The following is a 24734-nucleotide window of genomic DNA, read 5'->3' on the forward strand; positions in this document are numbered from 1 at the left end:
CGGGGGCTCTCGAAAAGCCCTTTATGAGGCATTTTCCCGCTGTCCCACGTTTTGCAAGCGGGGTCGGCGGGAACGGGAATTGCAAGGCGCTGACGGATCGGATTTAAGGGCTAAAGACCCGTAATTGAAGGCCCATTTCCTTGCACGAATTGACCAAAGTCCCCTCCACCCGCCGTCCCGACCTGCACGTCGCCACCGAGGGCGAGTTCAAGGGCTGGCGGACCTGGATTCGCGACAGTTTTGAGAGCCATATCGGCCCGTTCTGGCACAAGATCGAGGACGACGGCAGCGTCCGCTCGGCGTTCCGGGTCGAGAAAAAGCACCTCAACGGCTCCGGGAACGTCCATGGCGGCTGCTTCATGGCCTTCGCCGACTATTGCCTGTTCGCGATCGCCACCCACGAGCTGGACGGTCCGGCTGTGACGACCAATTTCGCCTGCGATTTCCTCGACGCGGCCCGCGAGGGCGAGCTGGTCGAATGTACCGGCGAAGTGTCCCGCGCCGGCGGCTCGCTGATCTTCCTGCGCGGCAAGCTGACCTCGGCCGGGCGGCCGCTGTTCACCTTCTCCGGCACGATCAAGCGGGTGAAGCGGAAGCCGGCCGTACCGGCAAACGCATAGCCTCGCAGCTTCCCGTTTGACACGCCCTCGCCCGGGGTTATCTCGGCCGGCTCGTCACACTGACCGCGAATGCGCAAGCGGACTCGCGCATTCCGATCGGATGGGCCTCTGCCATTGGCGATGACAAGGGAAAATTTCGGTTGTCACCGCCCATTGCTCCAATCAAGCAGCCACGTTCGGCTGCCGGAAGGCCGCTTCCATCTCGCGGCGCACCCGCACGGCGAGACTGTTGGGATCGTACTCCACGTCTTCCCATTTCAGGCGCTGGCCCGGCTCGATGTCGGTCTTGAGCTTGACATGGTGGGCGAGGCCGAGCGGCAGGTAGCCCTGCTTCAGTGACGCGTCTGCCGGGGTCTGCTTGCCCCAGACGCAGAAGCCGCCCTCGCCGTCGAGCATCTCGCCGGCCTTCAGCTTGCGCTTGGCGGTCGCGACCACGTCGGAGTTGAAGACGATCGGCGCGCCGGTGGGCTCCTTGCGCAGCGCCGCGGAGGCCACGGAGATGCCGAGCTCGAGCCCGATCATGTGGATCGGCCGATACAGCGAGGCATATTTGCCGGTCTTGTCCGGCAGCATGCTGTATTCGCGGAAGCATTCCTCCGAATAGGCGCTGTCAGTCTCAAACACGACATAGGTGCCCATCACGAGGCTCTGCGGCACGTCGGTGCCGTCGCGATAGACCGAGGATGTCACCTCGGTGACGCCTGATCTCTCCAGCGTGCCGCCGTCGGATTTCGGCTTGCAGATTTCGGCGTGCTCGAAGCGCGTGGCCGGCGGGAAGGACAAGCCTTCGCTCTGCGCATGCAACCCGGTCGCGTTGCAAACCGCGGTCATCTCGATACCCGACTTGGTGCCGTCGACGAACGAGTTGAACATCTTCGGATTGATCGAGTTGCGATCCTTGATCTTCATGTATTTGTCGAGGATGTCCCAGACCGTATCCGGCGTCGACTGATGATAGGTCGGGTGGTAGCGCGTGCCCTTGCCGGCGGCGACGACCTTGAATCCGGCTGCACGCGCCCAGTCGACGTGATCAGCGATCAGCGCCGGCTGGTCGCCCCAGGCCAGCGAGTAGACCACGCCGGCCTGCCGCGCCTTGCGCGCCAGGATCGGGCCTGCGACGGCGTCCGCCTCGACATTGACCATCACGATGTGCTTGCCGTTCTCGATCGCCTTCATCGCGAAGCGGATGCCGGCGCCGGGATCGCCGGTCGCCTCGATGATCACCTCGATAGCGGGATGGGTGATCAGCGCGTCGGCGTTGTCGGTGACGATGGTGCGGCCGTGCTTGAGCGCATCGTCGATCGTAGCAGCCGCATATTGCTCCTCGGGCCAGCAACCGAGCTTGAGCTGGGAACGGGCGCGCGAGGTGTTCAGGTCGGCGACGCCGACGAGATGCATGCCGTCGGTCTGGCGCACCTGCGACAGGAACATCAGGCCGAATTTTCCGGCGCCGATCAGGCCAATGGTCACGGGCCTGCCGGCCGCCTTGCGCTCCAGCAGCATGCGATGAAGATTCATCTGGATTTCCTCAAGCGTTCCTCGGGTGACGACGTTGCTGCAGCCGTGGATTCCGGCCGCGCTCGCCTTGTCCGGAAACGTTAGGCAGCGGCGAATCCGAGGGCAATTCAGATTATCTGCCGCGACGATGTAGGCGCGCTAAACAATCCGCGCGCTTTGGCTCCTGGTTTGCGCATGATCTCTCTCGGAAAACCGCTTCACACTTTTCCGGATCATGCGCGTGCGCTCCAGGCATCGCGTTCCCCGCGCAACCAGTCGAGAAAAGTGCGGGTCTTGCGGTGGCGCAGATGGCCATGCGGGCAGACGATCCACTGCGTGGTCAGCACGACCTCCGGCGGATTCCTGACCGGGCAGACCAGGCGGCCGTCGCGCAATTCGCGCCAGGCCAGCAGCTCGCTCTCCAGCCCGATGCCGAGGCCGTCGACGGCAGCGTCGATCGCCATGTGGCTGCGGTCGAACAGCACGCGCTTCCAGCGCTCTGCAGGCTCGATGCCGGCCTCCATGAACCAGCGCGGCCATTGCATCTGCGATTTCACCGAATGGATCAGCCGGTGCTTGAGCAGATCCTGGGCCGAGAGGCTGCCCGCCGCAAGAAACGAAGGCGCGCACAGCGGGAAGAATCGCTCCTTGCCGAGGCTTTCCACGAACAGGCCGGCCCAGCCGCCTTCGCCATGGCGGATCTCGAGGTCGACATTCTCCTTGCGGAAATCGGTCGGCTCATTGGTGCCGTCGAGCCGCAATTCGATGTCCGGATTGGCGTCGACGAAGCTTGCCAGCCGGGGCAGCAGCCATTTGCTCGACACGCTCGGCGCGGCCCGCACCGTCAATGTGGTGGCCGAACGGATGCCGCGAACGTGCTGCGTCACGTCGGTGACGTGCTCGATCTCGCGGCTGATCATCTCGAAATAGCGCTCACCCGCTTCCGTCAGCGTGATGTTGCGCCCGACCCGCGACGTCAGCGCCGTGCCGAGATGCAGCTCCAGCGCCTGGATCTGCTGGCTGACGGCCGACGGCGTCACCCGCAATTCGTCCGCCGCGCGGGAAATGCTGCCCGCGCGCGCCACCGCGTGGAAGACGATGATGGCGCGGAACGGTATCTGCATCGGGAAACCTTTTAGGCCAGCTAAAGTGACGGCGAATATAATTCAATTGTCGTGCATGACCAGCGATCTAGGCTTCAACCTCAAGGCAACCCGCGACAGACGGGTGCCAAAGAGGAAACAGGACCGCGCAGGCAGCCGGTCCGCCCGGGGGAAGGAACGCAAGGCTCAAGCCCTTTCACCAGCTCCAGCGATTTTGACGACCGGCGCAGCAAGGCCTGCGCGCGGCAACGAACACGTGCGCCGACAAGGCGCCGCAGGGATCATCAAGGGAGGACCAAAGATGTCGGGCAAAAGCCACAGGATTTCACGCCGCAATTTCATGGTAGCGGCTGCCGCCGTTCCGCTGGTCGCGATCCGCACCAGGCCGGCGCAGGCCGCGGAGTTCGAATACAAGCTCGCCACCGGCCAGTCGCTGACGCAGCCGATCAACACCCGCCTCGATCAGGCGGTGAAACGGATCAGGGAAGCGAGTGGCGGCCGGCTGGAGCTCAAGTTCTTCCCTGCCTCGCAGCTCGGCTCGGACACCGACCTCTTGACCCAGATCCGCAGCGGCGGTGTCGATTTCCTCAACATCGCCGGCTCCGTCCTGTCGACGGTGGCGCCGATCGCCGGCATCGCCAATGTCGGCTTCGCGTTCTCGGACTACGGCCAGGTCTGGAATGCGATGGACGGCGACCTCGGCAAGCTGATCGCCACGCAGATCGAGAAGACCGGCGCACTGGTGATGGCCAAACCCGCCGACAACACGTTCCGGCAGATTTCGTCGTTCACCAAGCCGATCAAGACGCCGGCCGACCTCGCCAGCTACCGCATCCGCGTGCCGGTGTCGCCGATCTTCACCTCGCTGTTCAAGTCGCTCGGCGCCAATCCAACCTCGATCAACTTCAATGAATTGTACACGGCATTGCAGACCCATCTCGTCGATGGCCAGGAGAACGGCCTCGTCACCATCGAGGCCGGCAAGATCTACGAGGTGCAGAAGTACATCTCCGAGACCAACCATATCTGGGATCCGTTCTTCATCCTCGGCAACCGCCGCTCGGTCAAAGCGCTGCCCGACGAATTGCAGGCGCTGGTCCGCAAGGAATTCGATCAGGCCGCGATGGAGCAGCGCGCGGACACCGCAAAACTCAATCTGACGCTCAAGGACCAGCTGATCGCCAAGGGCATCACCTTCGAGGCCTCCGACAAGGAAGCGTTCCGCAAGGAGCTGTCGGCCGCCGGCTTCTACAAGGAATGGCGCGGCAAGTTCGGCGACGACAATTGGAAGACGCTGGAGGCAGCGGCGGGAGCACTGGCATGAGCGCAGTGATCGACATGTCGGAAACGGCGACACTCGGCAAGGCCCAGCCGTTGCGCGGCCGGTGGCTGGAGCAGTCGCTGCGCTGGCTGGTGGAGATCCCGGCTGCGATCGCCGTCGTCGCCGAAGTCGTCATCCTGTTCGCCGGCATCGTCGCCCGCGGGATCTTTCATCGGCCAATCATCTGGTCGGACGAGCTGGCCTCCATCCTGTTCCTGTGGCTGGCGATGCTCGGCAGCGCGATCGCCGTGCAGCGCTCGGCGCATATGCGCCTGACCTTCTTCACCTCGTATCTGTCGCCACGTGTCGAGGCGTGGGCGTCGACGCTCGCCGCGGGCGCCGTCGCGCTGTTCCTCGCGATCATCCTGCATCCGGCGCTGGACTATGTCGAAGACCAGGCCTTCGTGGAGACGCCGGCGCTTGGCTGGTCCGGCATGATCCGCGCGGCCGCGATTCCCGTCGGCTGCATCATCGCACTCGCCAGTATCTGCCTCACCCTCGTCAAGCGGTCGGCGAAGGACCTGCTTGCCGTGGCCGTCCTGTTTGCGGCAATTGCCGGCGCACTCTATCTCGCAGGTCCCTCGCTGAAGCCGCTCGGCAACTGGAACCTGCTGATCTTCTTCGTCGGCCTGCTCGGCTGCGCCGTGATGGCCGGCGTGCCGATCGCATTTTCCTTTTGTCTGGCGACCGTCGCCTTCCTGCTCACCACCACGCGGACGCCGTTGCTGGTCGTGGTCGGACGGATCGACGAGGGCATGAGCTCGCTCATTTTGCTCGCGGTGCCGCTGTTCGTGCTGCTTGGTCAGCTGGTCGAGCAGACCGGCATGGCGCGCGTCATGGTCGCGTTCCTGGCGTCGGTGCTCGGCCATATCAGAGGCGGGCTGTCCTATGTGATGTTAGGGGCCATGCTGCTGGTCTCGGGCATCTCCGGCTCCAAGACCGCCGACATGGCGGCGATTGCCCCGGTGTTGTTTCCCGAGATGCGCAAGCGCGGCATGAAGGATGGCGAGCTGGTGTCGCTGCTGGCGGCGTCAGGTGCGATGAGCGAGACCATCCCGCCGTCGATCGTGCTGATCGCGATCGCCTCCGTCACCGGCGTGTCGATCGCGGCGCTGTTCACTGCCGGCATCCTGCCGGGCATCGTGCTGGCGATCGTGCTCGCATTCGTCGCGCGCTACCGGGCAGGCGCGGAGGAGAATGCCGCGCTCAAGGTGGCGCGCGCGCCGATGTCGGTGGTGGCGAAGACGTTGTGGGCTGCGTTGCCGGCGCTGGCGTTGCCGTTCCTGATCCGCAGCGCGGTGGTCGAGGGTTATGCCACCGCGACCGAGGTCTCGACCATCGGCATCGCCTACTGCCTCGTGCTCGGCCTGATCGTCTATCGCGGCAGCCTGGTCTGGAAGAACGTACTGCCGATGCTGGTGCAGACCGCCTCGCTGTCCGGCTCGATCCTGTTCATCGTGGGAGCTGCGAGCGCGATGGCCTGGGCGCTGGCGCAATCCGGATTTTCGCATGATCTGGCGGCGCGCATGGCCGGCGTGCCCGGCGGCGCCTACGGCTTCCTGCTGATCTCGGTGATCGCATTCATCGTGCTCGGCAGCGTGCTGGAGGGGATTCCGGCGATCGTGCTGTTTGGCCCGCTGCTGTTCCCGGTGGCGGCAACGTTCGGCATCAACGAGGTGCACTATGCAATGGTAGTGATCCTCGCCATGGGCCTCGGCCTGTTCGCGCCGCCGTTCGGCCTCTGCTACTACGCCGCTTGCACCATCGGTGGCGTGTCGCCCGATGCCGGCATGCGCCGGATCTGGATCTATCTCGCCTGGCTGTTCCTGGGCCTGCTCCTGATCACCTTCGTGCCCTGGATATCGCTGGTGTTTCTATGAGGGTCATGAGCAAAATTGCATCATGCGCTGCGGACTGCATCGCGCAGCAATCCGCTCGCCAACTGTCGAAACGCATCCACGGCCTTGTTCAGCACGGCTTTCGGATCGTCGGCCGCGGCGACCCATAAAGCAGCGCTGAGCGCGGCGCCGTTCAGCAGTCGCCCCGCCGCTTCAACGTCCACGGGCTTCACCACCTTTTCGTCGATCAGTGAACGGATCGTTCGCATGGTGACGTCCAGGCAGGCGTTCTCGCCGGGCCATTTCGATGGATCACCGAGTACGGCCGGTCCATCCAGAAGCATGATGCGCTGAATTTCAGAATCGAGCGCCATTTCGATATACGCACTGCCCTCTGCGAGGAGGCCTTGCCACAAGGTGGGCGCCTGCTCGCGGATCGCGCGCAGCCGCTCCGCCATTTCGGCGTCGATCTGCTCGACGACGGCCCAGAGCAGCCCCTTCTTGTCTTCGAAATTGTGATAGAGCGCGCCCCGCGTCAGCCCGACCGAGGCCGTCAGCTCATCCATCGACGCGTCTGCATAACCTTGCGTCGCGAACGCCTTGCGCGCGGCCCGGATGAGCTTGACCCGATTTTCCGCCATGGCTGCGGCGCGCTTTCCCTCGACCATGCTCGCTCCACTTTTCAGTTGACATACGCCTCGTATGTGAACGATACCAACTCACATACGGAACGTATATGAAGAATGTCACGGCCGGCGCCGCAAGGCAATTCGGCCGCCAGCTCCACAGTTTCTTTCGAAAGGCTCAAGCCATGCTCCAACGCGAGGCAATCTTCCCCGCTGACCGCCATGCGCTTTACCAGGCGCATCGGTATTCTCCGGCGATCCGATCCGGCGACTTGCTCTTCGTTTCGGGCCAGGTCGGTAGTCGCGAGGACGGCTCACCGAGCCGGTGTTCGAGGATCAGGTCCGGCGTGCGTTTGCCAATCTGCGCGCCGTGCTCGCACCTGCCGGATGCACACTGAGCGATGTGGTGGATGTCACCACGTTCCACACCGATCCTGACAAGCAGATCGATACGGTGATGGCCGTCCGCAGCGCAGAGATCGGTGACGCCCCCTATCCGAACTGGACGGCCGTGGGAGTGAATTGGCTCGCGGGGTTCGACTTCGAGATCAAGGTCATCGCCCGGATCCCTTCAGCCGCGTAAGGCCGTCTCCCGCCAATGCGGGAGAGACGCCTACGGCTTGGCGTCGTCCGCCAGCATCTTCCGGTACTTCTCGACGTCGCGCGTCACGAGTTTTTGCAGAACCTCGGGCGTGTGCTCGTCGGGATCGGGCGCGACGGTCGAGAGATCCGCAAAGCGCTTCTTCACCGCGTCGGTCTCGACCGCGGTGCGCGCGGCAGCATTCAGCTTGGCGATGATGGCCGGCGGCGTGCCCTTCGGCGCGAACAGGCCGTTCCAGCCCTGCGCCTCGAACTCGGGCAGGCCGGCTTCGGCCGAAGTCGGCAGGTCGGGCAGCGTGGCGAGCCGCACGGTCGAGCCGACCACGAGCCCCCTCACCAGCTTCTCGTTGATCGACTGCGACACCGAGGCCGCAGCATCGCAGACGCCATCGATCTGGCTGCCGATCGCATCGGTGAGCGCGGGCGAAGCACCGCGATAGCCGACCAGCGTCGCGTCGATACCGGCGGCCGTGACAAAACTCTTGCAGATGAGATAGTTCGACGAGCCGACGCCGGCGTGTCCCAGGTTGATCTTGCCCAGATTGGCCTTGGCGTAGGCGATGAACTCCTTCAGGTCCTTCGCCGGAAAGTCCTTGCGCAGCGCGATGATGCCGAAGGTCTTGGCCACCATGCCGATCGGCGCAAAAGACTCCGGCGTGAACGGCAGCTTGGGATAGATCGTGTAGGTCGCCGCATTGGTGCCGGCATTGCCGATCGCGATGGTGTAGCCATCAGGCTCGGCGCGGGAGGCGCGCGTCAGCGCAGTCGAGCCGCCGGCGCCCGCAACGTTCTCGATCACGATGGACTGGCCGAGCGCAACGCCCATCTGCTCGGCCACCGTGCGTGCGATCACGTCCGAGGTGCCGCCGGCCGCGAACGGCACGATCATGGTGATCGGACGCTTGGGGAAATCCTGGGCGAAGGCGGCAGATGTCAGCGACAGCGCCGCAATCGCGGCGAACGCGCGCTTCAACACGAACGAGATCACGCGGCCTTTTCCAGATGGGCAGTGAGGCCGGCGAACAGGCCGCGGCCGTCAGTGCAGCCCATGATGTCTTCGACGTGGTTTTCCGGATGCGGCATCATGCCGAGCACGTTGCCCTTGTCGTTGACGATTCCGGCGATCGAATGCGCGGCACCGTTGATGTTGGACTGGTCGTCGACCGTGCCGTCCGGGGAGCAATAGCGATAGAGCACGCGCCCCTCGCCCAGCAACCGCTTCACCGTCTCTTCGTCGGCCGCATAATTGCCCTCGCCATGCGCGACGGGCACGCGAATGACCTGGCCGGCATTATAGCCGCGCGTGAACGGCGTATCCGAACGCTCGACTCGCAGGTGAACATCCTTGCAGATGAATCTCAGCCGCGAATTGCGCATCAGAATGCCCGGCAGGAGGCCGGATTCGCAGAGGATCTGGAAGCCGTTGCAGACCCCGAGCACGAGGCCGCCCTTGGCCGCATAGTCACGCACCGCATCCATCACCGGCGCCCGCGCCGCAATCGCACCACAGCGCAAATAGTCGCCGTAGGAGAAGCCACCGGGCACGACCACGAGGTCGGTGCCTGCCGGCAGCGAGGTCTCGGCGTGCCAAACCATCGCGGGCTCATGGCCCGAGATGAGCTTCAGCGCGCGCGCCATGTCGCGCTCGCGGTTGATGCCGGGGAAGACGAGGATGGCGGCTTTCATCAGAGCAGCTCGACCCGATAGTTCTCGATCACGGTGTTGGCGAGCAGCTTGTCGGCGGCATCCTTCAACGCGGCTTCCGCCTTGGCCTTGTCGGCGCCGGCGAGCTCGATGTCGAACACCTTGCCCTGGCGGACGCTGGCGACGCCGTCGACGCCGAGCGACTTCAGCGCGCCTTCGATGGCCTTGCCCTGCGGATCGAGGATACCCGTCTTCAGGGTAACGGTAACACGTGCCTTCACGTCAAATCCCTCTCAGCTCTTCACCAGCACCGGACCGGAACCTACCGGACGCTCATTCTCCATGAGGATGCCGAGGCGCTTGGCGACTTCGGTATAGGCCTCGAGCAGGCCGCCGAGATCCCTGCGGAAGCGATCCTTGTCGAGCTTCTCGTTCGACTTGATGTCCCAGAGACGGCAGCTGTCCGGCGAGATCTCGTCGGCAACGATGATGCGCATCATCTCGTTCTCGAACAGCCGGCCGCACTCCATCTTGAAGTCGACGAGGCGAATGCCGATGCCGAGGAAGAGGCCGGTGAGGAAGTCGTTGACGCGAATGGCGAGCGCCATGATGTCGTCGATCTCCTGGGGCGTGGCCCAGCCGAACGCGGTGATGTGCTCTTCCGACACCATGGGGTCGTTGAGCTGGTCGTTCTTGTAATAGAACTCGATGATCGAACGGGGCAGCTGGGTGCCCTCCTCGATGCCGAGGCGCTGCGACAGCGAGCCGGCGGCAACGTTCCGCACCACCACTTCGAGCGGCACGATCTCGACCTCGCGAATCAACTGCTCGCGCATGTTGAGGCGGCGGATGAAGTGGGTCGGCACCCCGATGTCGTTGAGGTGCTGAAACAGGTACTCCGAGATCCGGTTGTTGAGGACACCCTTGCCCTCGATCACCTGATGCTTCTTCGCATTGAACGCGGTGGCGTCATCCTTGAAGTGCTGGATCAGGGTACCGGGCTCCGGACCTTCGTAAAGAACCTTTGCCTTGCCTTCATAAATGCGACGCCGACGGCTCATTGGGATGTACCGTGTTTTGTTGAAATCCATGTATTTGGTGTGCTCCGGTTACCAGGTTACGACCCACAGCGGAGCTGCCGTGAACGGCCCGGAACCCCTTCCGAATCCTTGGAAACAGAACGGGAACCAAGCCTTTAGGCAACCTATCCGATTGGCTGTCCCAGCACAATCGATCCGGCCCATCCGACGCTGACTTATACCGCCTCGCCTGCGGCTTTACGGCTCGTTGTTTCGTCGATCGTGCCCTCTATCTAGGCATGCGTGGGGGCCCTCGCAACGAGGGCCGCCAGGTCCATAGCCCCGAGGAATTGGAAGACGCATGAGCGAATTCAACAAGCGCGAAGAAGGCTTTGAGAAGAAGTTTGCCCTCGACGAGGAGCAGAAGTTCAGGGCGGAGGCCCGCCGCAACCGGCTGCTGGGGCTGTGGGCGGCCGAAAAGCTCGGAATCACCGGCGAAGCCGCCACCGCCTATGCCAAGGAGGTGGTCGCGGCCGATTTCGAGGAGGCCGGCGACGGCGACGTCCTGCGCAAGGTCATGGCCGATTTCGCCGCCAAGAACGTCGCCCTCACCGAACAGGCGATTCGCGGCAAGATGAGCGAGCTGATCGCGGTCGCGGCCGCCGAGGTGAAGGCCGGGAAGTAAGCTTAACAGCGAGCGGTGGACGGCCACGGAAGGCCTCCCCGCCGCTCGCGCTGCCGGGCTTGCAGCCGGCCCCCAGCAATGCCAAATGGGCGGCATGTCCCAGGAAAACCGCCAAGATCACATCTCCAACGTCCTCGCCCAACGCTATGCCTCGCCCGCCATGCGGGCCATCTGGAGCGGTGAAGGCAAGGTTCGCCTCGAACGCGATTACTGGATCGCCGTGCTGAAAGGCCAGCGCGATCTCGGCATTGCCGTGCCCGATGGCGTGATCGAGGCTTACGAGCGCGTGAAGGACCAGGTCGACCTGGACTCGATCATGCGGCGCGAGCGCATCACCCGCCACGACGTCAAGGCTAGAATCGAGGAGTTCTGCGAACTGGCCGGCCACGAGCACCTGCACAAGGGCATGACCAGCCGCGACCTCACCGAGAACGTGGAGCAGCTCCAGGTCTATCGCGGGCTGCAGCTGATCGAGACCAAGAGCATCGCCGCGCTCATCCGCTTTGCCAGGCACGCCAAGCAGCTCCGCGACATGCCGTTCACGGCGCGCACGCACAACGTCGCCGCGCAGGTTACGACGCTCGGCAAGCGCATCGCCATGTTCGGCGAGGAGATGCTGATCGGACATCAGAGCCTGGTCAACGTGCTCGACACTTATCCCGCGCGCGGCCTGAAGGGCGCGGTCGGCACAAGGCTCGACCAGATCACGCTGTTCAACGGCGATGCCGGCAAGGCCCGCGCGCTCGAACAGCAGATCCTCAAGCACCTCGGCCTGCCCAAGAGCTTCGATGCGGTCGGCCAGGTCTATCCGCGCAGTCTCGACTTCCGCGCGGTCAGCGTGCTCACCGAGCTCGCCAGCGGTCCCGGCAATTTCGCCAAGACGGTGCGCCTGATGGCGGGCCATGAGCTCGCCAGCGAAGGTTTCGCCAAGGGCCAGGTCGGCTCGTCCGCGATGCCGCACAAGATGAACAGCCGCTCCTGCGAGCGCATCAACGGCCTGCACGTCGTGCTGAAGGGCTATCTTGCGATGGCCGCAGGCCTTGCCGGCGATCAGTGGAACGAAGGCGACGTCTCCTGCTCCGTCGTCCGCCGCGTGATGCTGCCCGATGCCTTCCTCGCCATGGACGGCCTGCTCGAGACGCTGCTGTCGGTGCTCGACCAGATGGAAATCTTCGACGCCGTCGTTGCGACCGAGCTCAATCGCTACCTGCCGTTCCTGCTCACCACCACGGTGATGATGGAAGCGGTCAAGAAAGGCGCCGGCCGCGAAGGCGCGCATGAGGCGATCAAGGAGCATGCGGTCGCGGCCATCCGCGATCTGCGCACCGGCAAGATCGTGCAGAACGACCTGCTCAAGCGTCTCGCCGCCGACCAGCGTCTCGGCCTCAGCGAAGCCGAGCTGAGCCAGGTGCTCGAGCACGGCCGCGCCAATTCCGGCGATGCCGGCGCTCAGGTTGATTATTTCGCCGAGCAGGTCGATGCGCTGGCGAAGGCGAAGCCCGAGGCGGCCAAGTACACGCCGGGCGCGATCCTGTAAGCGAACAGTTGCGAGCAGCGAATATTCGCTGCTCGCCATTCGCTCCCTCACTCTTCCTTGAAGCCGTACTCCGGCACGTTGCCGCTGGCGCCGTAATATTTGTACGGCAGGAACTTGCCTGACATCGTGATCTTGACGCGGTCGCCCTTCGGGTTGGCGACGCGCTCGATCGCCATGTCGAAATCGATCGCCGACATGATGCCGTCGCCGAACTCTTCCTCGATCAGCGCCTTCCAGGCCGGACCGTTCACCATCACCATCTCGTAGAAGCGATAGATCAGCGGATCGGTCGGCGGCATCGGCGTGCCCTGCCCGCGCATCGGCACCTCGTTGAGCATGGCGGTCTCGGTCTTCGACAGCCCGAACAACTCGCCGGCATTGGCCGCCTGCGGCTTGGTCAGCTTCATCTGGCCCATGATCGCGCCGACGATCAGCACTTCCGAATAGCCGCCGATTTTCTCGCAGATGTGTTTCCAGCTCCAGCCCTTCTCGCGCTTGATGTCGAGCAGCTTCTCGGTGAGGTCTTCGCGTTTCATGTCGGGGTCTCCCTTGGTCAGGCACGTGACGGGCCTGCCGCTTTGGGAGGCACGAAACGTGCCAATAAATGAGGCTTATCGCTTCAGCGTTTCCATGAATCGCCCGATCGCCTCCAGCACCGGCTGCTGATCGCCGGCAAAGAACCAGTGATCGTGGCCGTCGAGCTCGACGAACTGCGCATCCTTGATCCGGCTCGCCACATCGCGGCCGGCCGCGATACGCACGGCCTTGTCGTCCCGCCGATGCAGCACCAGCGTCGGCACGGCGATCTGCGGCAGCAGACCGCGCACGTCGGCGTCGCGAAACGCTTCCAGCACGGCCGAGATGCCGCCCGGACTGGACGCAGCGCGCAACAGCCCCGCCCACCAGGCGCGCGCCTGCGGATCGTCCGCAAGGCTCGGCGCAAACGCTTCGATCCCGACCGGGCCGCCCCATTGCGCGATCAGATGCTTGCTCCAGGCGTCATACTGGCTGGCGCGCAGCGCATGCGGATAGTCCTCCGCCCAGCACCCCTTGGCCAGCGCGCCGAATAGAATGAGCCCCGCGACCCGGCTGTCGTCATCGGCCGCAAATTTGATGCAGGCCGGCCCGCATTCCGATGCGCCGAACAGCACGACGCGACGCGAGCCCGCGGCGCGCAGCACGGTGCCGATATCCTCTGCAGTAACATCGATGCTCGGCGCCGAGCCGACACGGTCGGATAGCCCGATGCCGCGGCGATCGAACACGATGAGGCGCCCGAGCTTCATCAATGACGCCAGGAACGTCCGGCACGCGGGATGCTCCCAGGCGCGCTCCACATGGGAGACGAAGCCGGGCATCACCAGGATATCGAGCGAGCCGCTGCCGTAGGTCTGATACGCCAGGTGCACGCCCGCGCCCTTGACGTAGCGCGTGGTCGGAAGCGCATGCGGTGCAGCGGCGGGGCTCATCAGCGCCTCGGTCTCGGCTTCCGGCGCAACGTCAAGCTCCCCGCGCAGCCGCTGCGTCAGCGCCGCATAGTGCCGTTCCGCGGCGCTGCGATCGCCTGAGAGCAGCAGGCTGCGGATCAGATGCCGGCCATAGACCTCGCTGAGCGGATCGAGCTCGACCAGACGCCCCGCATGCGCGGTCGCTGCGAAATGGTCGCCCGCGGCATTCCTGTCCTGCACCAGCCGCTCCAGCGCATGCACGAGCCGCCCCCGCAGCGCCTCGCGACGAAAGAACGCCCAATCGTCGAATTCGGGCGCGTCCTCCGGAGAGAAGCCCGCGAGGAAGTCACCGCGATAGATCCGGCAGGCCTCTTCAAACGCGCCGCGGTCGCAGGCGCTCTCGAACAGATGCGTATCGACCGTCAGTTCGATATCCGGTGACCATCGCACGCTGGTGCGGTCGGTCTCGAACACCGGCTCGCCCAGCACGAGCTCGATGCGATGAAGCAGGCGCCGCAACCGCGCCAGCCCGGTCTCGCGGTCGGCCTCCGGCCACAACTGCGTCGCGATCAAATCCCGCGCAACGGCGCCCTTGGCCTCCGCGAGATAGACCAGCAGCGCAAGCCCCTTGCGCAAGGCGAGCTTGATCGGGCGGCCGTCGGCGTGGATCTCGGGGAACCCGAACGTCCCGAGCGAGAAAGCCGTCATGGACATCCTTCCTTCGCAGCAATCCCGGGGGACGCGCAGGGGACGGTCGCGCGGTAGCCATCGGGTCAGATCGAGCCGCCTCGCCTGCGAGCGATGCAGGCTCCTGCATGCGTCACCGCTGCAACAGGCACAATAGGAAAAAACATGGTCTCGCGCGTCCTGATCCTGCTCTACGCCCTCGTGAGCTACGCCCTGTTCACGATCTCATTTCTCTATGCGCTCGGTTTCGTCGGCAATTATGTCGTGCCGAAATCCATCGACGTCGGCAGCCCCACAAGTCCAGGCGAGGCCATCGTCGTCAATCTGCTGCTGATGAGCCTGTTTGCCATCCAGCACAGCGTGATGGCGCGTCCCGCGTTCAAACGATGGTCGGCCAAATTCCGTCCCGCGGCCTGCGAGCGCAGCACCTATGTGCTGCTCTCCAGCCTGGTCCTCCTCTTGCTGTTCTGGCAATGGCGGCCGATCCCGATGCCGATCTGGCAGACGCGGGGAGTTACGGCATGGTTGCTGACCTCTGTGCATTGGCTCGGCTGGCTGATCGCGTTCGCCTCGACCCACATGATCGATCATTTCGATCTGTTCGGCGTACGCCAGGCCATCGTCGCGTGGCGCGGAGCCAAGATATCAGGTCAATCGTTCCGGACGCCCCTGCTCTACAAGATCGTACGGCATCCGATCATGCTCGGCTTCCTGCTCGCGTTCTGGGCGACGCCCGAGATGACGATCGGCCGTCTGCTGTTCGCGCTCGCGAACACCGCCTACATCCTGGTCGCGCTGCAGTTCGAGGAACGGGATCTGATCGCCGAGTTTGGCGCGACCTATCAGCAATATCGCCAGCGCGTTCCCATGCTGGTGCCGCGGCTGTTCGTGCGCCGCCAGACCGAAGGAGCGCCGCGATGAGAGCGGTTCTTTGTCGTTCTTTCACAGGACCGGCTGACCTTCGCGTCGGCGAGATCGCCGAGCCGAAGCCGGCCGATGACGAGATTCTCATCGACGTCCATGCGGCCTCGGTGAGCTTCATGGACCAGTTGCTGGTCTCGGGCCTCTACCAGATGCGACCACCGCTGCCCTTCGTGCCCGGCACGGAAGCCTCCGGTGTGGTCGTCGCGATCGGCGAGAGGGTCACACAATTCGCCCCCGGCGATCGCGTGGCCTGCAGCAGCTGGACCGGCGGCTACGCCGAACGGATGATTGCCAAGGAATCGAAGAGCGTTCGTCTGCCCGATGGCGTCTCGTTCGAGGCGGCGGCGACCATCCTGCACAATTACGGCACCGCCTATTATGCGCTGGTCGAGCGCGCACGGGCGCTAGCCGGCGAGACCGTTTTCATCACGGGCGCCGCCGGCGGCGTCGGGCTTGCCGCCGTCGATCTCGGCCGCCATCTGGGCCTCCGCGTCATCGCCGGCGTCGGCTCCGACGACAAGGCCCCGCTGGTGCGCCTCTACGGCGCCAGCGATGTGATCAACTATCGCAGCGAGGATCTGCGCGACCGCATCAAGTCGGTCACCTCAGGTCGAGGCATCGATATCGGCTTCGACAACATCGGCGGCGCGATTCTCGAACAGATGGCGCGATTGATGAATTGGGGCGGGCGGCTGATGCCGATCGGCTTCACCAGCGGCGAAATTCCACAGGTCCCGATGAACCTGCCACTTCTGAAGAACTATGCCATCATCGGCGTCTTCGTCGGCGCCTGGGCGGAGAAATTTTCCGCAGAGGCCGCACACATGAACGACACGTTGATGCAATTGCTGGCCGACGGACACATCCGCCCGCACATCGACCGCGTCCTCCCTTTGGAGGAGGCCCGTGACGCCATGCTCGCCGTCGCCAACCGGACGGTTCAGGGAAGAATTGTCCTCAAGATCCGATAGAGTAACCCGCACAAGCCCGGCCATGACGCCGTGGAAACTTCAGGAATCTAACCGTTGACCGAGATCATCATCGACAAGCGCTATTGCGGCCCGCCGAACTCCGGCAATGGCGGCTATGTCTGCGGCCGGCTGGCCCAGCACATTCCCGGCGGCGCCGAGGTGACGCTGCGCGCGCCGCCTCCCCTGGACACGCCGCTCGATGCGGCAGCGACGAACGACGGTACATGGGAGCTTCGCGATGGCGCCAAAATCGTCGCAACAGGACGCGCGGCGAGTGTCGAGCTTGCGCGCCTCGAGACAGCCAGCTTCGCGGAAGCCAGCGCCGCCGAACTGCTGACACCAATCAAACCGCACGAGCATCCCTTGCCGACCTGCTTCGTCTGCGGTCCCGCGAGAGCCAAAGGCGACGGCTTGCGCATCGTCGCCGGTCCGCTCGGCCGTCATGCGCACAAACCCGTCCTTGCAGCGAGCTGGATTCCGGATCCCAACCTCGCCGCCGAGGACGGCCTGATCGCCCCCGAATTCCTCTGGTCGGCGCTCGATTGTCCCACCGGCTTCGCCAGCAATTGCGATCCGCAGAGCACCGCCGTCGACCGCACGCCGCTGCTGCTCGGCCGAATGTCCGCACGGATTGAAGCCCGCCCGCGCGCCGGCACGCGCTGCATCATCACGGCTTGGCCCACCGGCCGCGACGGCCGCAAGCGCACGGCTGATGCCGCGCTGCATAACGAAGCCGGAAAATTGCTGGCGGTCGCGAAGACCACATGGATTGCGGTGGAGCGCGAGGTACAGCTCGGGCGCGGATAGCAAGGCGGCGGGTTACGCTTCGCTAACCCGCCCTACAAACCACAAGCGCGGTCTCTTAGGGTGGGCAAAGGCGCGCAGCGCCGTGCCCACGATCTCTCTCGGCTCAGAAAAGCATCGTGGGCGCGCTTCCGCCTTCGCTCTTCGAGCTACGGTGGACAAGTCGCTTTGCCTTATCCACGAGGGCCTGTCACCGTAATACCGCAATACTATCCTGACGTGCTGTCGCAATTTGGGTAGGGATGTCGTTGGTGATCAAGTCTCTCGCTAACTTCTTTGTCTGTATGATGCTTGTCAGCGCGGCAACATCCGCAGAGGCGGTCGAAGGACCTATCGCCTACTTTTCGGATGAGGTCCCCGTCGAATTCTCGAAGCCCACGCTGCCGTCGCCGAAGGATCAGGTCACCGTGGCCAAGGTGCGCGTGATGGGACGACCTGCGTTTCTGCTAGGTCCCGACCAGTCCGGACGTTCATCGGGCAAAATGCCGAAAGAACCTTATTCCGCGATGCTCAAGGTGCTCGACGTCATTCGCGGCAAGCCACCTGAGCAGGAGCTCGTAAGCGTCACGTTCGGTACAAGCGGCTTTATTCCCACCTATGCTTTAGGACCCAGTACGCCGCGCCAGTTGGCGCAGGAATATTATGTTTCGATGTACGAGGATGCTTTCGGATTTCATCTTCTCGGATCTCCGATAGACACAGACCGATACCGGGAATGGCAGCGGGAGATCTCGGAGTTTGAACGTGATCGGCTCAGATCGCCTCCGAAATAGTCGTTTGGGCGATTTCTTACGTGGGCAAAAAGCGACTCGTCCGCAGCAGCTCGAAGAGCGAAGGCGGACGCGTGCCCGCCACTGTGCCCGAAGGCAAAAAGTCGTGGGCACGGCGCTCCGCGCCCTTGCCCATCCTACGAGACCCTCCGCGAGGCAAAACCTACGCGCCCTGCTCCACCATCCCGGCAAGCCGCACCAGCTCCGCCTCGAGATCGCGCTCAACATCCGCCGCGCGGATCTCCAGCACGCGATAATCACGCGCCTCCAACCACGACCGCCGCGACGCACGATCCGCCGCAATCGTCTCGCCCTCGCCTGGATTCACCAGCTCGATCGCGATCCGGTGCGGAAAGGAGACGAAATCCGGGATGTGGCGGCCCACGGGGGTCTGGCGCTTGAACTGCCCGGCGAAACGGCGATCGCGCGTGAGCGCCTGCCAGAGCAGGCGCTCGGCATCGGTCGGGTTGCGGCGGAGCAGGCGCGCAAGGCCGCGCACGGTGGAGCCGCTGTCGGGCACGCCGCCGCCCTGGCCGTGCTCGGCCAGCAGCGCGCGCAGGCGCGTGGCCTGCTCGCCATCGAGCACGCCGCCCTTGGCCGGGCCCTTGCGGCCTTCCGCGATGGCCATCACCACGCCGTGGAGCGTGTGCATGTCCTGCTTGGTCGGCTCCATCCTGGAGAAGATGTTGCGCAGGTTCACCAGCATGGTGTCGCGCTTCTCGGCCGGGCGCAAAAATTCGACGCGGTCGAGCTCGCGGATGAGGTTGTCGAAGAAGGACTGCATCTGGTGCTGCGAGGCGCGCTCGGAGCGTTCCGGCATGCCGTGCGGCAGTTCGCCCGAGGTCGCGCGCTTGAACCATTCATAGCCGACCAGCAGCACGGCCTGGGCAAGGTTGAGCGAGGCAAAGCCCGGATTGACCGGGAAGGTGATGATGCGGTTGGAGAGCCCGACCTCCTCATTGGTCAGGCCCCAGCGCTCCCGGCCGAACAAGATGCCGGCCTTGCCGCCGGTGGCAACGTGTCCCGAAATCTCGCTTGCTGCCGCTTCCGGCCCCACCACCGGCTTGGCCTGATCATGAGGGCGCGCGGTGGTGGCGAACAGCAGGTCGAGGTCAGCCACCGCCTGCTCCACGGTGTCGAACAGTTCGACCGTTTCCAGAATGTGGTCGGCGCCGGCGGCGGCCCGCTGGGCCGCGATGTTCGGCCAGCCGTCACGCGGGTTGACGATGCGCAAGCGGCTCAGGGCGAAATTGCCCATGGCGCGCGCGGCCATGCCGATATTTTCCCCGAGCTGCGGCTCGACCAGGATCACGATGGGACCGTCGAGTGCGAGCCCTGCCTTGGTCTTGTCGGTGCCGGACATCTCATTCCACTTTCTGCTTCAGCTTTCGGCTTAAGAAGAGCTTGAACGTCTGTTCGAAGACCCTGATCCAAACCTTCATCCACGCCGCCCCGCCCGCCTTCCGCGCGGCGCAATTTCTCGAGGGAGATAACAGGGTTAGCGGCGTTTGCGAAACCTCAATCGCACCTCAACTGGGGACGATTTCACCGCTCGGCTTGCGCGCGCATTGCTTTCGGATATGGCTATCAACCACAACCAAAGCGAAGCCGAAAGGCCGAAGCTAAAGCAACGATTGAGCGGGGGGACGGTGATGGTGAAGCGGTGGAAATTGGCGCTTCTGGGACTGGTCTTGATCGTGGTGGGCGGCCTCATCGCCCATCTGACGCAGACCGCAGGTGGCATCCGGATCCAGGATGTCAGGTTCAAGGGCGCCAAGGGCAACACCATGAGCGCCCTGCTCTACATCCCCCAAAATGCCACCGCACAGACCCCGGCCCCCGGCATCCTCGCCGTCCACGGCTACATCAATTCGCGCGAGACCCAGGATGGCTTCGCCATCGAATTCGCCCGCCGCGGCTATGTCGTGCTGGCGCTGGACCAGACCGGCCATGGCTATAGCGATCCACCCGCCTTCGCCAACGGCTTTGGCGGCCCTGACGGCCTCGCCTATCTGCGCAGCCTCGACATCGTCGACAAGGCCAATATCGGCCTCGAGGGTCACTCGATGGGTGGCTGGACTGTGCTGGCCGCGGCCACGGCGATGCCGAACGACTACAAGTCGATGGTGCTGGAAGGCTCCTCGACCGGTAAGCCCTTCGCAGCCGACGGCACCACGAGCTGGCCGCGCAATGTGGCGCTGGTGTTCGCCCAGTACGAGGAATTCTCCACCTTGATGTGGGGTGTCGATCTCGCCCGCGATGTCACCAAGAGCCCCAAGCTGTGGGCGATGTTCGGCACGCAGGGGCCGGTCGAGCCGGGCAAGGTCTATGGCGACCCAACGGCCGGGACCGCCCGGGTGCTTTACACGCCCGCGATTACGCATCCGGCCGAACACATCTCGCATGAGGCAATCGGCTACAGCCTCGACTGGTTCGCCAAGACGCTGCAGGGTGGCACGCCGCGCCCGGCCGACGACCAGATCTGGTTCCGCAAGGAGCTCGGCACGCTGATCGCGTTTGTTGGTTTCGTCGCGCTGTTGATCGGCACGTTCGACGGCCTGCTCGAAGCGCAGATGTTCGCCCGCCTCCGCCTGCCCGCGGTCCCCGACGGCACCATGCCGCCGCATCATGCCGCCGCCGGCCGGCGCTGGACCGCAGCTTTCATTCTGTCCGCGTTCATTCCGGCGCTGACCTACTACCCGGCCTTCGCCCTGGGCGGCAGCTTCGTGACGCCGTCGGCGTACCTGCCGCAGGGCATCACGAACCAGATCCTGGTCTGGGCCATCATCAACGGCCTGATCACGCTGGCGCTGATGGGCTTCGCCCCGAAGCGCAAGAGCCGGACCGGGCTGCTCGGCCAGTCGCTCGCGATCGCGGTTATCTCCGTCGCCGTCGGCTATGCCGCGCTGTGGCTGGCCGACCTCGCCTTCAAGATCGACTTCCGATTCTGGATCATCGCCTTGAAGCTGATGAACCAGAAGCAGTGTGTGATCTTCCTGATCTACCTGATTCCGTTCACGGCGTTTTTCGTCGTGGCGCTGCACGTGCTGCACCGGAATTTCTCGACCATGGAGGCGCCGCGGCTCGCGCTTTATCTGACCAATATTCTGGCGCTGACGTTCGGCTTCATCGTGCTGCTGGTCCTGCAATACGGCACGCTCTGGCTGACCGGAAAGCTGTTCAACCCGCTCCCCGATCCCGGCTTCGTGCCGCTCTCGACCATCGTCGCCATCCAGTTCGTGCCGCTGCTCGCGATCGTCGCCGTGATCGCGACCTTCACCTGGCGACGGACCGGATCGAGCCTGCCGGGCGCCCTGATCTCCGGCCTGTTCGTGACCTGGTACATCGTGGCCGGCACGGCCACCCAGGCCGCCTTTTAGAAGCGTTCTCGGAGGGCGCCGGTTCGCTCCGGGGATCGGTGCCCAAACAAGGTGCGAGGGCCGTCATTCCGACCTCAGGGAATGGCGGTTCTCGGCGAAAAGATGGGCTGAAAGTGCATAACCGCTCCGCTTCCGCCCGCCCCCGGGCGGTGCTATAGCGCGGGAGATTTCCTCCAGTTCCCAAGAAGGCTTCTCCGATCATGGCAAAAATCAAGGTATCCAATCCCGTCGTCGAGCTCGATGGCGACGAGATGACCCGGATCATCTGGCAGTACATCAAGGACAAGCTGATCAACCCGTTCCTGGATGTCGAGCTGCAGTATTTCGACCTGGGCATGGAGTACCGCGACCACACCAACGATCAGGTGACCATCGACGCCGCCGAGGCGATCAAGAAGGTCGGCGTCGGCGTCAAGTGCGCCACCATCACCCCGGACGAGGCCCGGGTGAAGGAGTTCAACCTCAAGCAGATGTGGAAGTCGCCGAACGGCACCATCCGCAACATCCTCGGCGGCGTGATCTTCCGCGAGCCGATCATCTGCAAGAACGTGCCGCGCCTGGTTCCCGGCTGGACCAAGCCGATCATCATCGGCCGCCACGCCTATGGCGACCAGTACCGCGCCACCGACATCAAGTTCCCGGGCAAGGGCACCCTCTCGCTGAAGTTCGTCGGCGAGGACGGCACCGTGATCGAGAAGGAAGTGTTCAAGGCTCCGGGCGCCGGCGTCGCCATGGAGATGTACAATCTCGACGATTCCATCATCGACTTCGCCCGCGCCTCCTTCAACTACGGCCTGCTGCGCGGCTACCCGGTGTACCTGTCGACCAAGAACACGATTCTGAAGGTCTATGACGGCCGCTTCAAGGACATCTTCCAGGAGATCTTCGACGCCGAGTTCAAGAAGGAGTTCGACGCCAAGGGCCTGACCTACGAGCACCGCCTGATCGACGACATGGTCGCCTCGGCGCTGAAGTGGTCCGGTGGCTACGTCTGGGCCTGTAAGAACTACGACGGCGACGTGCAGTCCGACACCGTGGCCCAGGGCTACGGCTCGCTCGGCCTGATGACCTCGGTGCTGCTCACCCCGGATGGCAAGACGGTCGAAGCCGAAGCCGCCCACGGCACGGTGACCCGCCACTACCGCGAGCACCAGAAGGGCAAGGAGACCTCGACCAACTCGATCGCGTCGATCTTCGCCTGGACCCGTGGCCTGTCGCACCGCGCCAAGCTCGACAACAATCCGGCGCTCGCGAAGTTCGCGGCCACGCTGGAAAAGGTCTGCGTCGACACCGTCGAGGAAGGCTACATGACCAAGGACCTCGCGCTCCTGGTCGGCGCCGACCAGCGCTGGCTCTCGACCACCGGCTTCCTCGACAAGGTCGCTGACAACCTTGTGAAGGCGCTGGCGGCCTAAGCTGCCATCCGCATTTTCGCCCGACTGGGCCAGACATCATCCCGGGCCGCGTCTCACACGCGGCCCGTTCGTTTTTTGAGAGCCCCTTGCGGAGAGATACGACCATGTCGACCAAGTTTGTTGCCCGCTGCCTGCTGCTGCTCGCCGCCATGGCCGCGCCTGCCTCCGCCGCCGAGACGCTGCCCGAGGCCATCGCCGCCGCCGGCGAGAGCGTCGTGCTCAGCGTCCACGCCGAGGGCGCGCAGGTCTATGAGTGCAAGGCCGGCACCGACGGCAAGCTCGCCTGGGCTTTCCGCGAGCCGATCGCGACGCTGCTCTCGGAGGGCAAGACCATCGGCCGCCACTATGCGGGGCCGAACTGGGAGCACGCCGACGGCAGCGCCGTCGTGGGCAAGGCGATCGGCAATGCTCCGGGCGCAACGGCGGCCGATATTCCCTGGCTGAAGCTCGAGGTCGCCTCCCGCCGCGGCAGCGGCGTGCTGACGCCGGTCACCACGGTCCAGCGCATCAACACCCATGGCGGCAAGCTCGAGGGTCCTTGCGACAAGGCCGGCGAGTTCAAAAGCGCGCCCTACTCGGCCGAGTACGTCTTCCTGAAGAAGGGCTGACCGCCTAGCGGTCGGTGCCCTCGCGCTCGGCCTGCGCGAGTTCGGCCGCGGCGAGATCGCCGGTCTCCTCCAGCCGCGCGCGCGCCGTCTCGTGGACGTGGGCGGCGAGCGTCGGCATGCGCGCGATCAGGGCGTGAAAATCCTGGGCGTCGAGCAGCAAGAGCCGCGTCTTGCGCGTCGCCGTCACCGTGCCGCTGCGCTTGGTCTTGTGCAGCAGCGCGATCTCGCCGAAAAACGTGCCGTCGCCGAGCCGCACCTGCTGGCTCGGCAGCGCGATCTCGACCTCGCCGGCGGTGATGAAATACATCGACGAGGCCGCATCGCCCCGCCGCACCAAAACCTCGCCCTGCTCGATGGTACGCGCGCGGAGCAGCCGCATGATGTCGGCGATTTCGCCGGCCGCGAGATGCGAGAACAGCGGCACGCGGGCGAGCATCCCCCAGGTCACGACGAAATCGCGCCGCTTCACCTCTTCGGCGAAGGCGGTGGAAATGATCGCGACCGGCAGCGCGATCATGGCGAAGCCGCTGATGATGGTGAGGACCGAGATGATCTTGCCGAGCGCCGTCACCGGCACGACGTCGCCATAGCCGACGGTGCCGAGCGTCACGATCGCCCACCACATCGCGTCCGGAATGGTGCCGAGCTTGGTCGGCTGCACGTCGCGCTCGACGGCGTAGAGCAGCGAGGCGAACGTCAACACCGCGCCGGTCAGGATGACGAGGCAGCCGATCAGCGCCCGCCGCTCGGCATGCACGGCGGCGAGCAGCGAGCGCATCGCCGGTGAATATCGGATCAGCTTGAAGAACGGCAGCACGCCGAGCGCGGCCAGGGTTGCGTGCCGCCCCATCACCAGCACGATCGCGGCAGGCAGGAATGCCATGAGGTCGATGATGCCGAGCGCCGAGACGGCATAGCCGAGCCGGTCGGCGAGCGGCGAGCGATTGCGCGGCGTATGGCCCGCCACCGTCCAGAGCCGCGCGGCATATTCCAGCGCGAATACGATGACGCAGAGGATCTTGATCCCGGAGAACAGCGCACCGTATTGCGCATCCAGCTCCGGCACCGAGGCCAGGATCATCGCGAGGACATCGAGCACGATGACGCCGATGATGATCTGGATGAAGCGCGATCCGGCCGAATAGGCCAAGGGATCGTGCTCCAGCAATTCGTAGAGGCGATCCCTCAGATCGGGATCGCGCAGGCCACGCCCTCGCGGAACGAGGCCCATCTGCCT

23 protein-coding genes and 1 pseudogene are annotated in these 24734 nt (G+C 64.6%); 13 read left to right on the forward strand and 11 right to left on the reverse strand.

Going from position 1 to position 24734, the window contains the following annotated elements; genetic code table 11:
- Positions 1-140 precede the first annotated feature (140 nt).
- On the forward strand, positions 141-620 hold the full coding sequence (locus tag NLM32_RS30825; protein ID WP_254132505.1) for a PaaI family thioesterase: 480 nt from the start codon (positions 141-143) through the stop codon (positions 618-620).
- 162 nt (positions 621-782) lie between these two features.
- Here the strand turns inward: NLM32_RS30825 and NLM32_RS30830 are convergent, their stop codons facing one another.
- Both NLM32_RS30830 and NLM32_RS30835 read right to left on the reverse strand, forming a co-directional pair.
- Positions 783-2138, reverse strand: a complete 1356-nt coding sequence (locus tag NLM32_RS30830) for an NAD(P)H-dependent oxidoreductase (RefSeq protein ID WP_254132506.1) — start codon at positions 2136-2138, stop codon at positions 783-785.
- Between the two features lie 212 nt (positions 2139-2350).
- Positions 2351-3241 (reverse strand): LysR substrate-binding domain-containing protein, encoded by an 891-nt coding sequence (locus tag NLM32_RS30835; RefSeq protein WP_254132507.1) that lies wholly within the window; start codon positions 3239-3241, stop codon positions 2351-2353.
- 280 nt (positions 3242-3521) lie between these two features.
- Here NLM32_RS30835 and NLM32_RS30840 point away from each other — a divergent pair, with 280 nt between their 5' ends.
- Both NLM32_RS30840 and NLM32_RS30845 read left to right on the forward strand, forming a co-directional pair.
- Entirely contained in the window at positions 3522-4544 is a 1023-nt protein-coding gene (locus tag NLM32_RS30840) for a TRAP transporter substrate-binding protein (protein ID WP_254132508.1), read from the forward strand.
- Positions 4541-6421, forward strand: a complete 1881-nt coding sequence (locus tag NLM32_RS30845; protein WP_375143582.1) for a TRAP transporter large permease subunit — start codon at positions 4541-4543, stop codon at positions 6419-6421. Before NLM32_RS30840 ends, NLM32_RS30845 begins: the two co-directional genes overlap by 4 nt.
- A 20-nt stretch (positions 6422-6441) precedes the next feature.
- On the opposite strand, the gene NLM32_RS30850 is transcribed toward NLM32_RS30845, so the two are convergent.
- On the reverse strand, positions 6442-7047 hold the full coding sequence (locus NLM32_RS30850; RefSeq protein WP_254132509.1) for a TetR/AcrR family transcriptional regulator: 606 nt from the start codon (positions 7045-7047) through the stop codon (positions 6442-6444).
- Positions 7048-7190: 143 nt separating this feature from the next.
- On the opposite strand from NLM32_RS30850, the pseudogene NLM32_RS30855 reads away from it, so the two are divergent.
- A pseudogene (locus NLM32_RS30855) lies at positions 7191-7588 on the forward strand (RidA family protein).
- 30 nt (positions 7589-7618) lie between these two features.
- On the opposite strand, the gene NLM32_RS30860 reads toward NLM32_RS30855, so the two are convergent.
- Genes NLM32_RS30860 through purC form a run of 4 tightly spaced genes read right to left on the reverse strand, consistent with a single transcriptional unit; the run spans position 7619 to position 10310 of the window.
- Positions 7619-8593: a tripartite tricarboxylate transporter substrate binding protein BugD gene (locus NLM32_RS30860; protein WP_254132510.1), complete on the reverse strand. Its 975-nt coding sequence runs from the start codon at positions 8591-8593 to the stop codon at positions 7619-7621.
- Positions 8590-9291 carry a phosphoribosylformylglycinamidine synthase subunit PurQ gene (gene purQ, locus NLM32_RS30865; RefSeq protein ID WP_254132511.1) on the reverse strand — a complete coding sequence of 234 codons (702 nt, stop codon included), beginning with the start codon at positions 9289-9291 and terminating at the stop codon, positions 8590-8592. The genes NLM32_RS30860 and purQ overlap by 4 nt, the downstream gene beginning before the upstream one ends.
- Complete coding sequence (purS, locus tag NLM32_RS30870; RefSeq protein ID WP_015685059.1) at positions 9291-9530, reverse strand: phosphoribosylformylglycinamidine synthase subunit PurS; 240 nt, start codon at positions 9528-9530, stop codon at positions 9291-9293. Before purS ends, purQ begins: the two co-directional genes overlap by 1 nt.
- 12 nt (positions 9531-9542) lie before the next feature.
- Positions 9543-10310, reverse strand: a complete 768-nt coding sequence (gene purC / locus NLM32_RS30875) for a phosphoribosylaminoimidazolesuccinocarboxamide synthase (protein ID WP_208866972.1) — start codon at positions 10308-10310, stop codon at positions 9543-9545.
- A 319-nt stretch (positions 10311-10629) separates the two neighbouring features.
- Here purC and NLM32_RS30880 point away from each other — a divergent pair, with 319 nt between their 5' ends.
- Entirely contained in the window at positions 10630-10953 is a 324-nt protein-coding gene (locus NLM32_RS30880; RefSeq protein ID WP_254132512.1) for a DUF1476 domain-containing protein, read from the forward strand.
- 94 nt (positions 10954-11047) lie between these two features.
- Positions 11048-12490 carry an adenylosuccinate lyase gene (gene purB / locus NLM32_RS30885; protein ID WP_254132513.1) on the forward strand — a complete coding sequence of 481 codons (1443 nt, stop codon included), beginning with the start codon at positions 11048-11050 and terminating at the stop codon, positions 12488-12490.
- 47 nt (positions 12491-12537) lie between these two features.
- Here the strand turns inward: purB and cynS are convergent, their stop codons facing one another.
- Both cynS and NLM32_RS30895 read right to left on the reverse strand, forming a co-directional pair.
- Positions 12538-13026, reverse strand: a complete 489-nt coding sequence (gene cynS / locus NLM32_RS30890) for a cyanase (RefSeq protein ID WP_254132514.1) — start codon at positions 13024-13026, stop codon at positions 12538-12540.
- A gap of 75 nt (positions 13027-13101) precedes the next feature.
- Positions 13102-14646 (reverse strand): alpha/beta fold hydrolase, encoded by a 1545-nt coding sequence (locus NLM32_RS30895; RefSeq protein ID WP_254132515.1) that lies wholly within the window; start codon positions 14644-14646, stop codon positions 13102-13104.
- A gap of 144 nt (positions 14647-14790) precedes the next feature.
- Here NLM32_RS30895 and mddA point away from each other — a divergent pair, with 144 nt between their 5' ends.
- From mddA to NLM32_RS30915, 4 genes are all read left to right on the forward strand, one after another.
- Positions 14791-15546: a methanethiol S-methyltransferase gene (gene mddA, locus NLM32_RS30900; RefSeq protein WP_254132516.1), complete on the forward strand. Its 756-nt coding sequence runs from the start codon at positions 14791-14793 to the stop codon at positions 15544-15546.
- Positions 15543-16520, forward strand: a complete 978-nt coding sequence (locus tag NLM32_RS30905; protein WP_254132517.1) for an NADPH:quinone oxidoreductase family protein — start codon at positions 15543-15545, stop codon at positions 16518-16520. The genes mddA and NLM32_RS30905 overlap by 4 nt, the downstream gene beginning before the upstream one ends.
- A 54-nt stretch (positions 16521-16574) precedes the next feature.
- Entirely contained in the window at positions 16575-17327 is a 753-nt protein-coding gene (locus NLM32_RS30910) for a hypothetical protein (protein WP_254132518.1), read from the forward strand.
- 248 nt (positions 17328-17575) lie between these two features.
- On the forward strand, positions 17576-18097 hold the full coding sequence (locus tag NLM32_RS30915) for a hypothetical protein (protein WP_254132519.1): 522 nt from the start codon (positions 17576-17578) through the stop codon (positions 18095-18097).
- A gap of 160 nt (positions 18098-18257) precedes the next feature.
- Here NLM32_RS30915 and NLM32_RS30920 read toward each other — a convergent pair whose 3' ends face one another.
- Complete coding sequence (locus tag NLM32_RS30920) at positions 18258-19457, reverse strand: TrmJ/YjtD family RNA methyltransferase (protein ID WP_254132520.1); 1200 nt, start codon at positions 19455-19457, stop codon at positions 18258-18260.
- 289 nt (positions 19458-19746) lie between these two features.
- Between NLM32_RS30920 and NLM32_RS30925 the strand changes: the two genes are divergently transcribed.
- The 3 genes from NLM32_RS30925 to NLM32_RS30935 all read left to right on the forward strand — a co-directional run bounded on the left by NLM32_RS30925 (position 19747) and on the right by NLM32_RS30935 (position 23497).
- A complete protein-coding gene (locus NLM32_RS30925; RefSeq protein ID WP_254132521.1) occupies positions 19747-21474 on the forward strand; it encodes a S9 family peptidase in 1728 nt (575 codons plus the stop codon).
- Positions 21475-21674: 200 nt separating this feature from the next.
- A complete protein-coding gene (locus NLM32_RS30930; RefSeq protein ID WP_254132522.1) occupies positions 21675-22889 on the forward strand; it encodes an NADP-dependent isocitrate dehydrogenase in 1215 nt (404 codons plus the stop codon).
- A gap of 104 nt (positions 22890-22993) precedes the next feature.
- Positions 22994-23497 carry a DUF3455 domain-containing protein gene (locus NLM32_RS30935; protein ID WP_254132523.1) on the forward strand — a complete coding sequence of 168 codons (504 nt, stop codon included), beginning with the start codon at positions 22994-22996 and terminating at the stop codon, positions 23495-23497.
- Between the two features lie 4 nt (positions 23498-23501).
- Here NLM32_RS30935 and NLM32_RS30940 read toward each other — a convergent pair whose 3' ends face one another.
- The gene (locus tag NLM32_RS30940) at positions 23502-24728 is read right to left on the reverse strand and encodes a cyclic nucleotide-gated ion channel (RefSeq protein WP_254132524.1); all 1227 of its coding nucleotides are present in this window, start codon (positions 24726-24728) and stop codon (positions 23502-23504) included.
- Positions 24729-24734 lie beyond the last annotated feature (6 nt).

Origin of the sequence: Bradyrhizobium sp. CCGUVB14 (assembly GCF_024199935.1) — a bacterium.
In the GTDB taxonomy this organism is placed as follows: Bacteria; Pseudomonadota; Alphaproteobacteria; order Rhizobiales; family Xanthobacteraceae; genus Bradyrhizobium.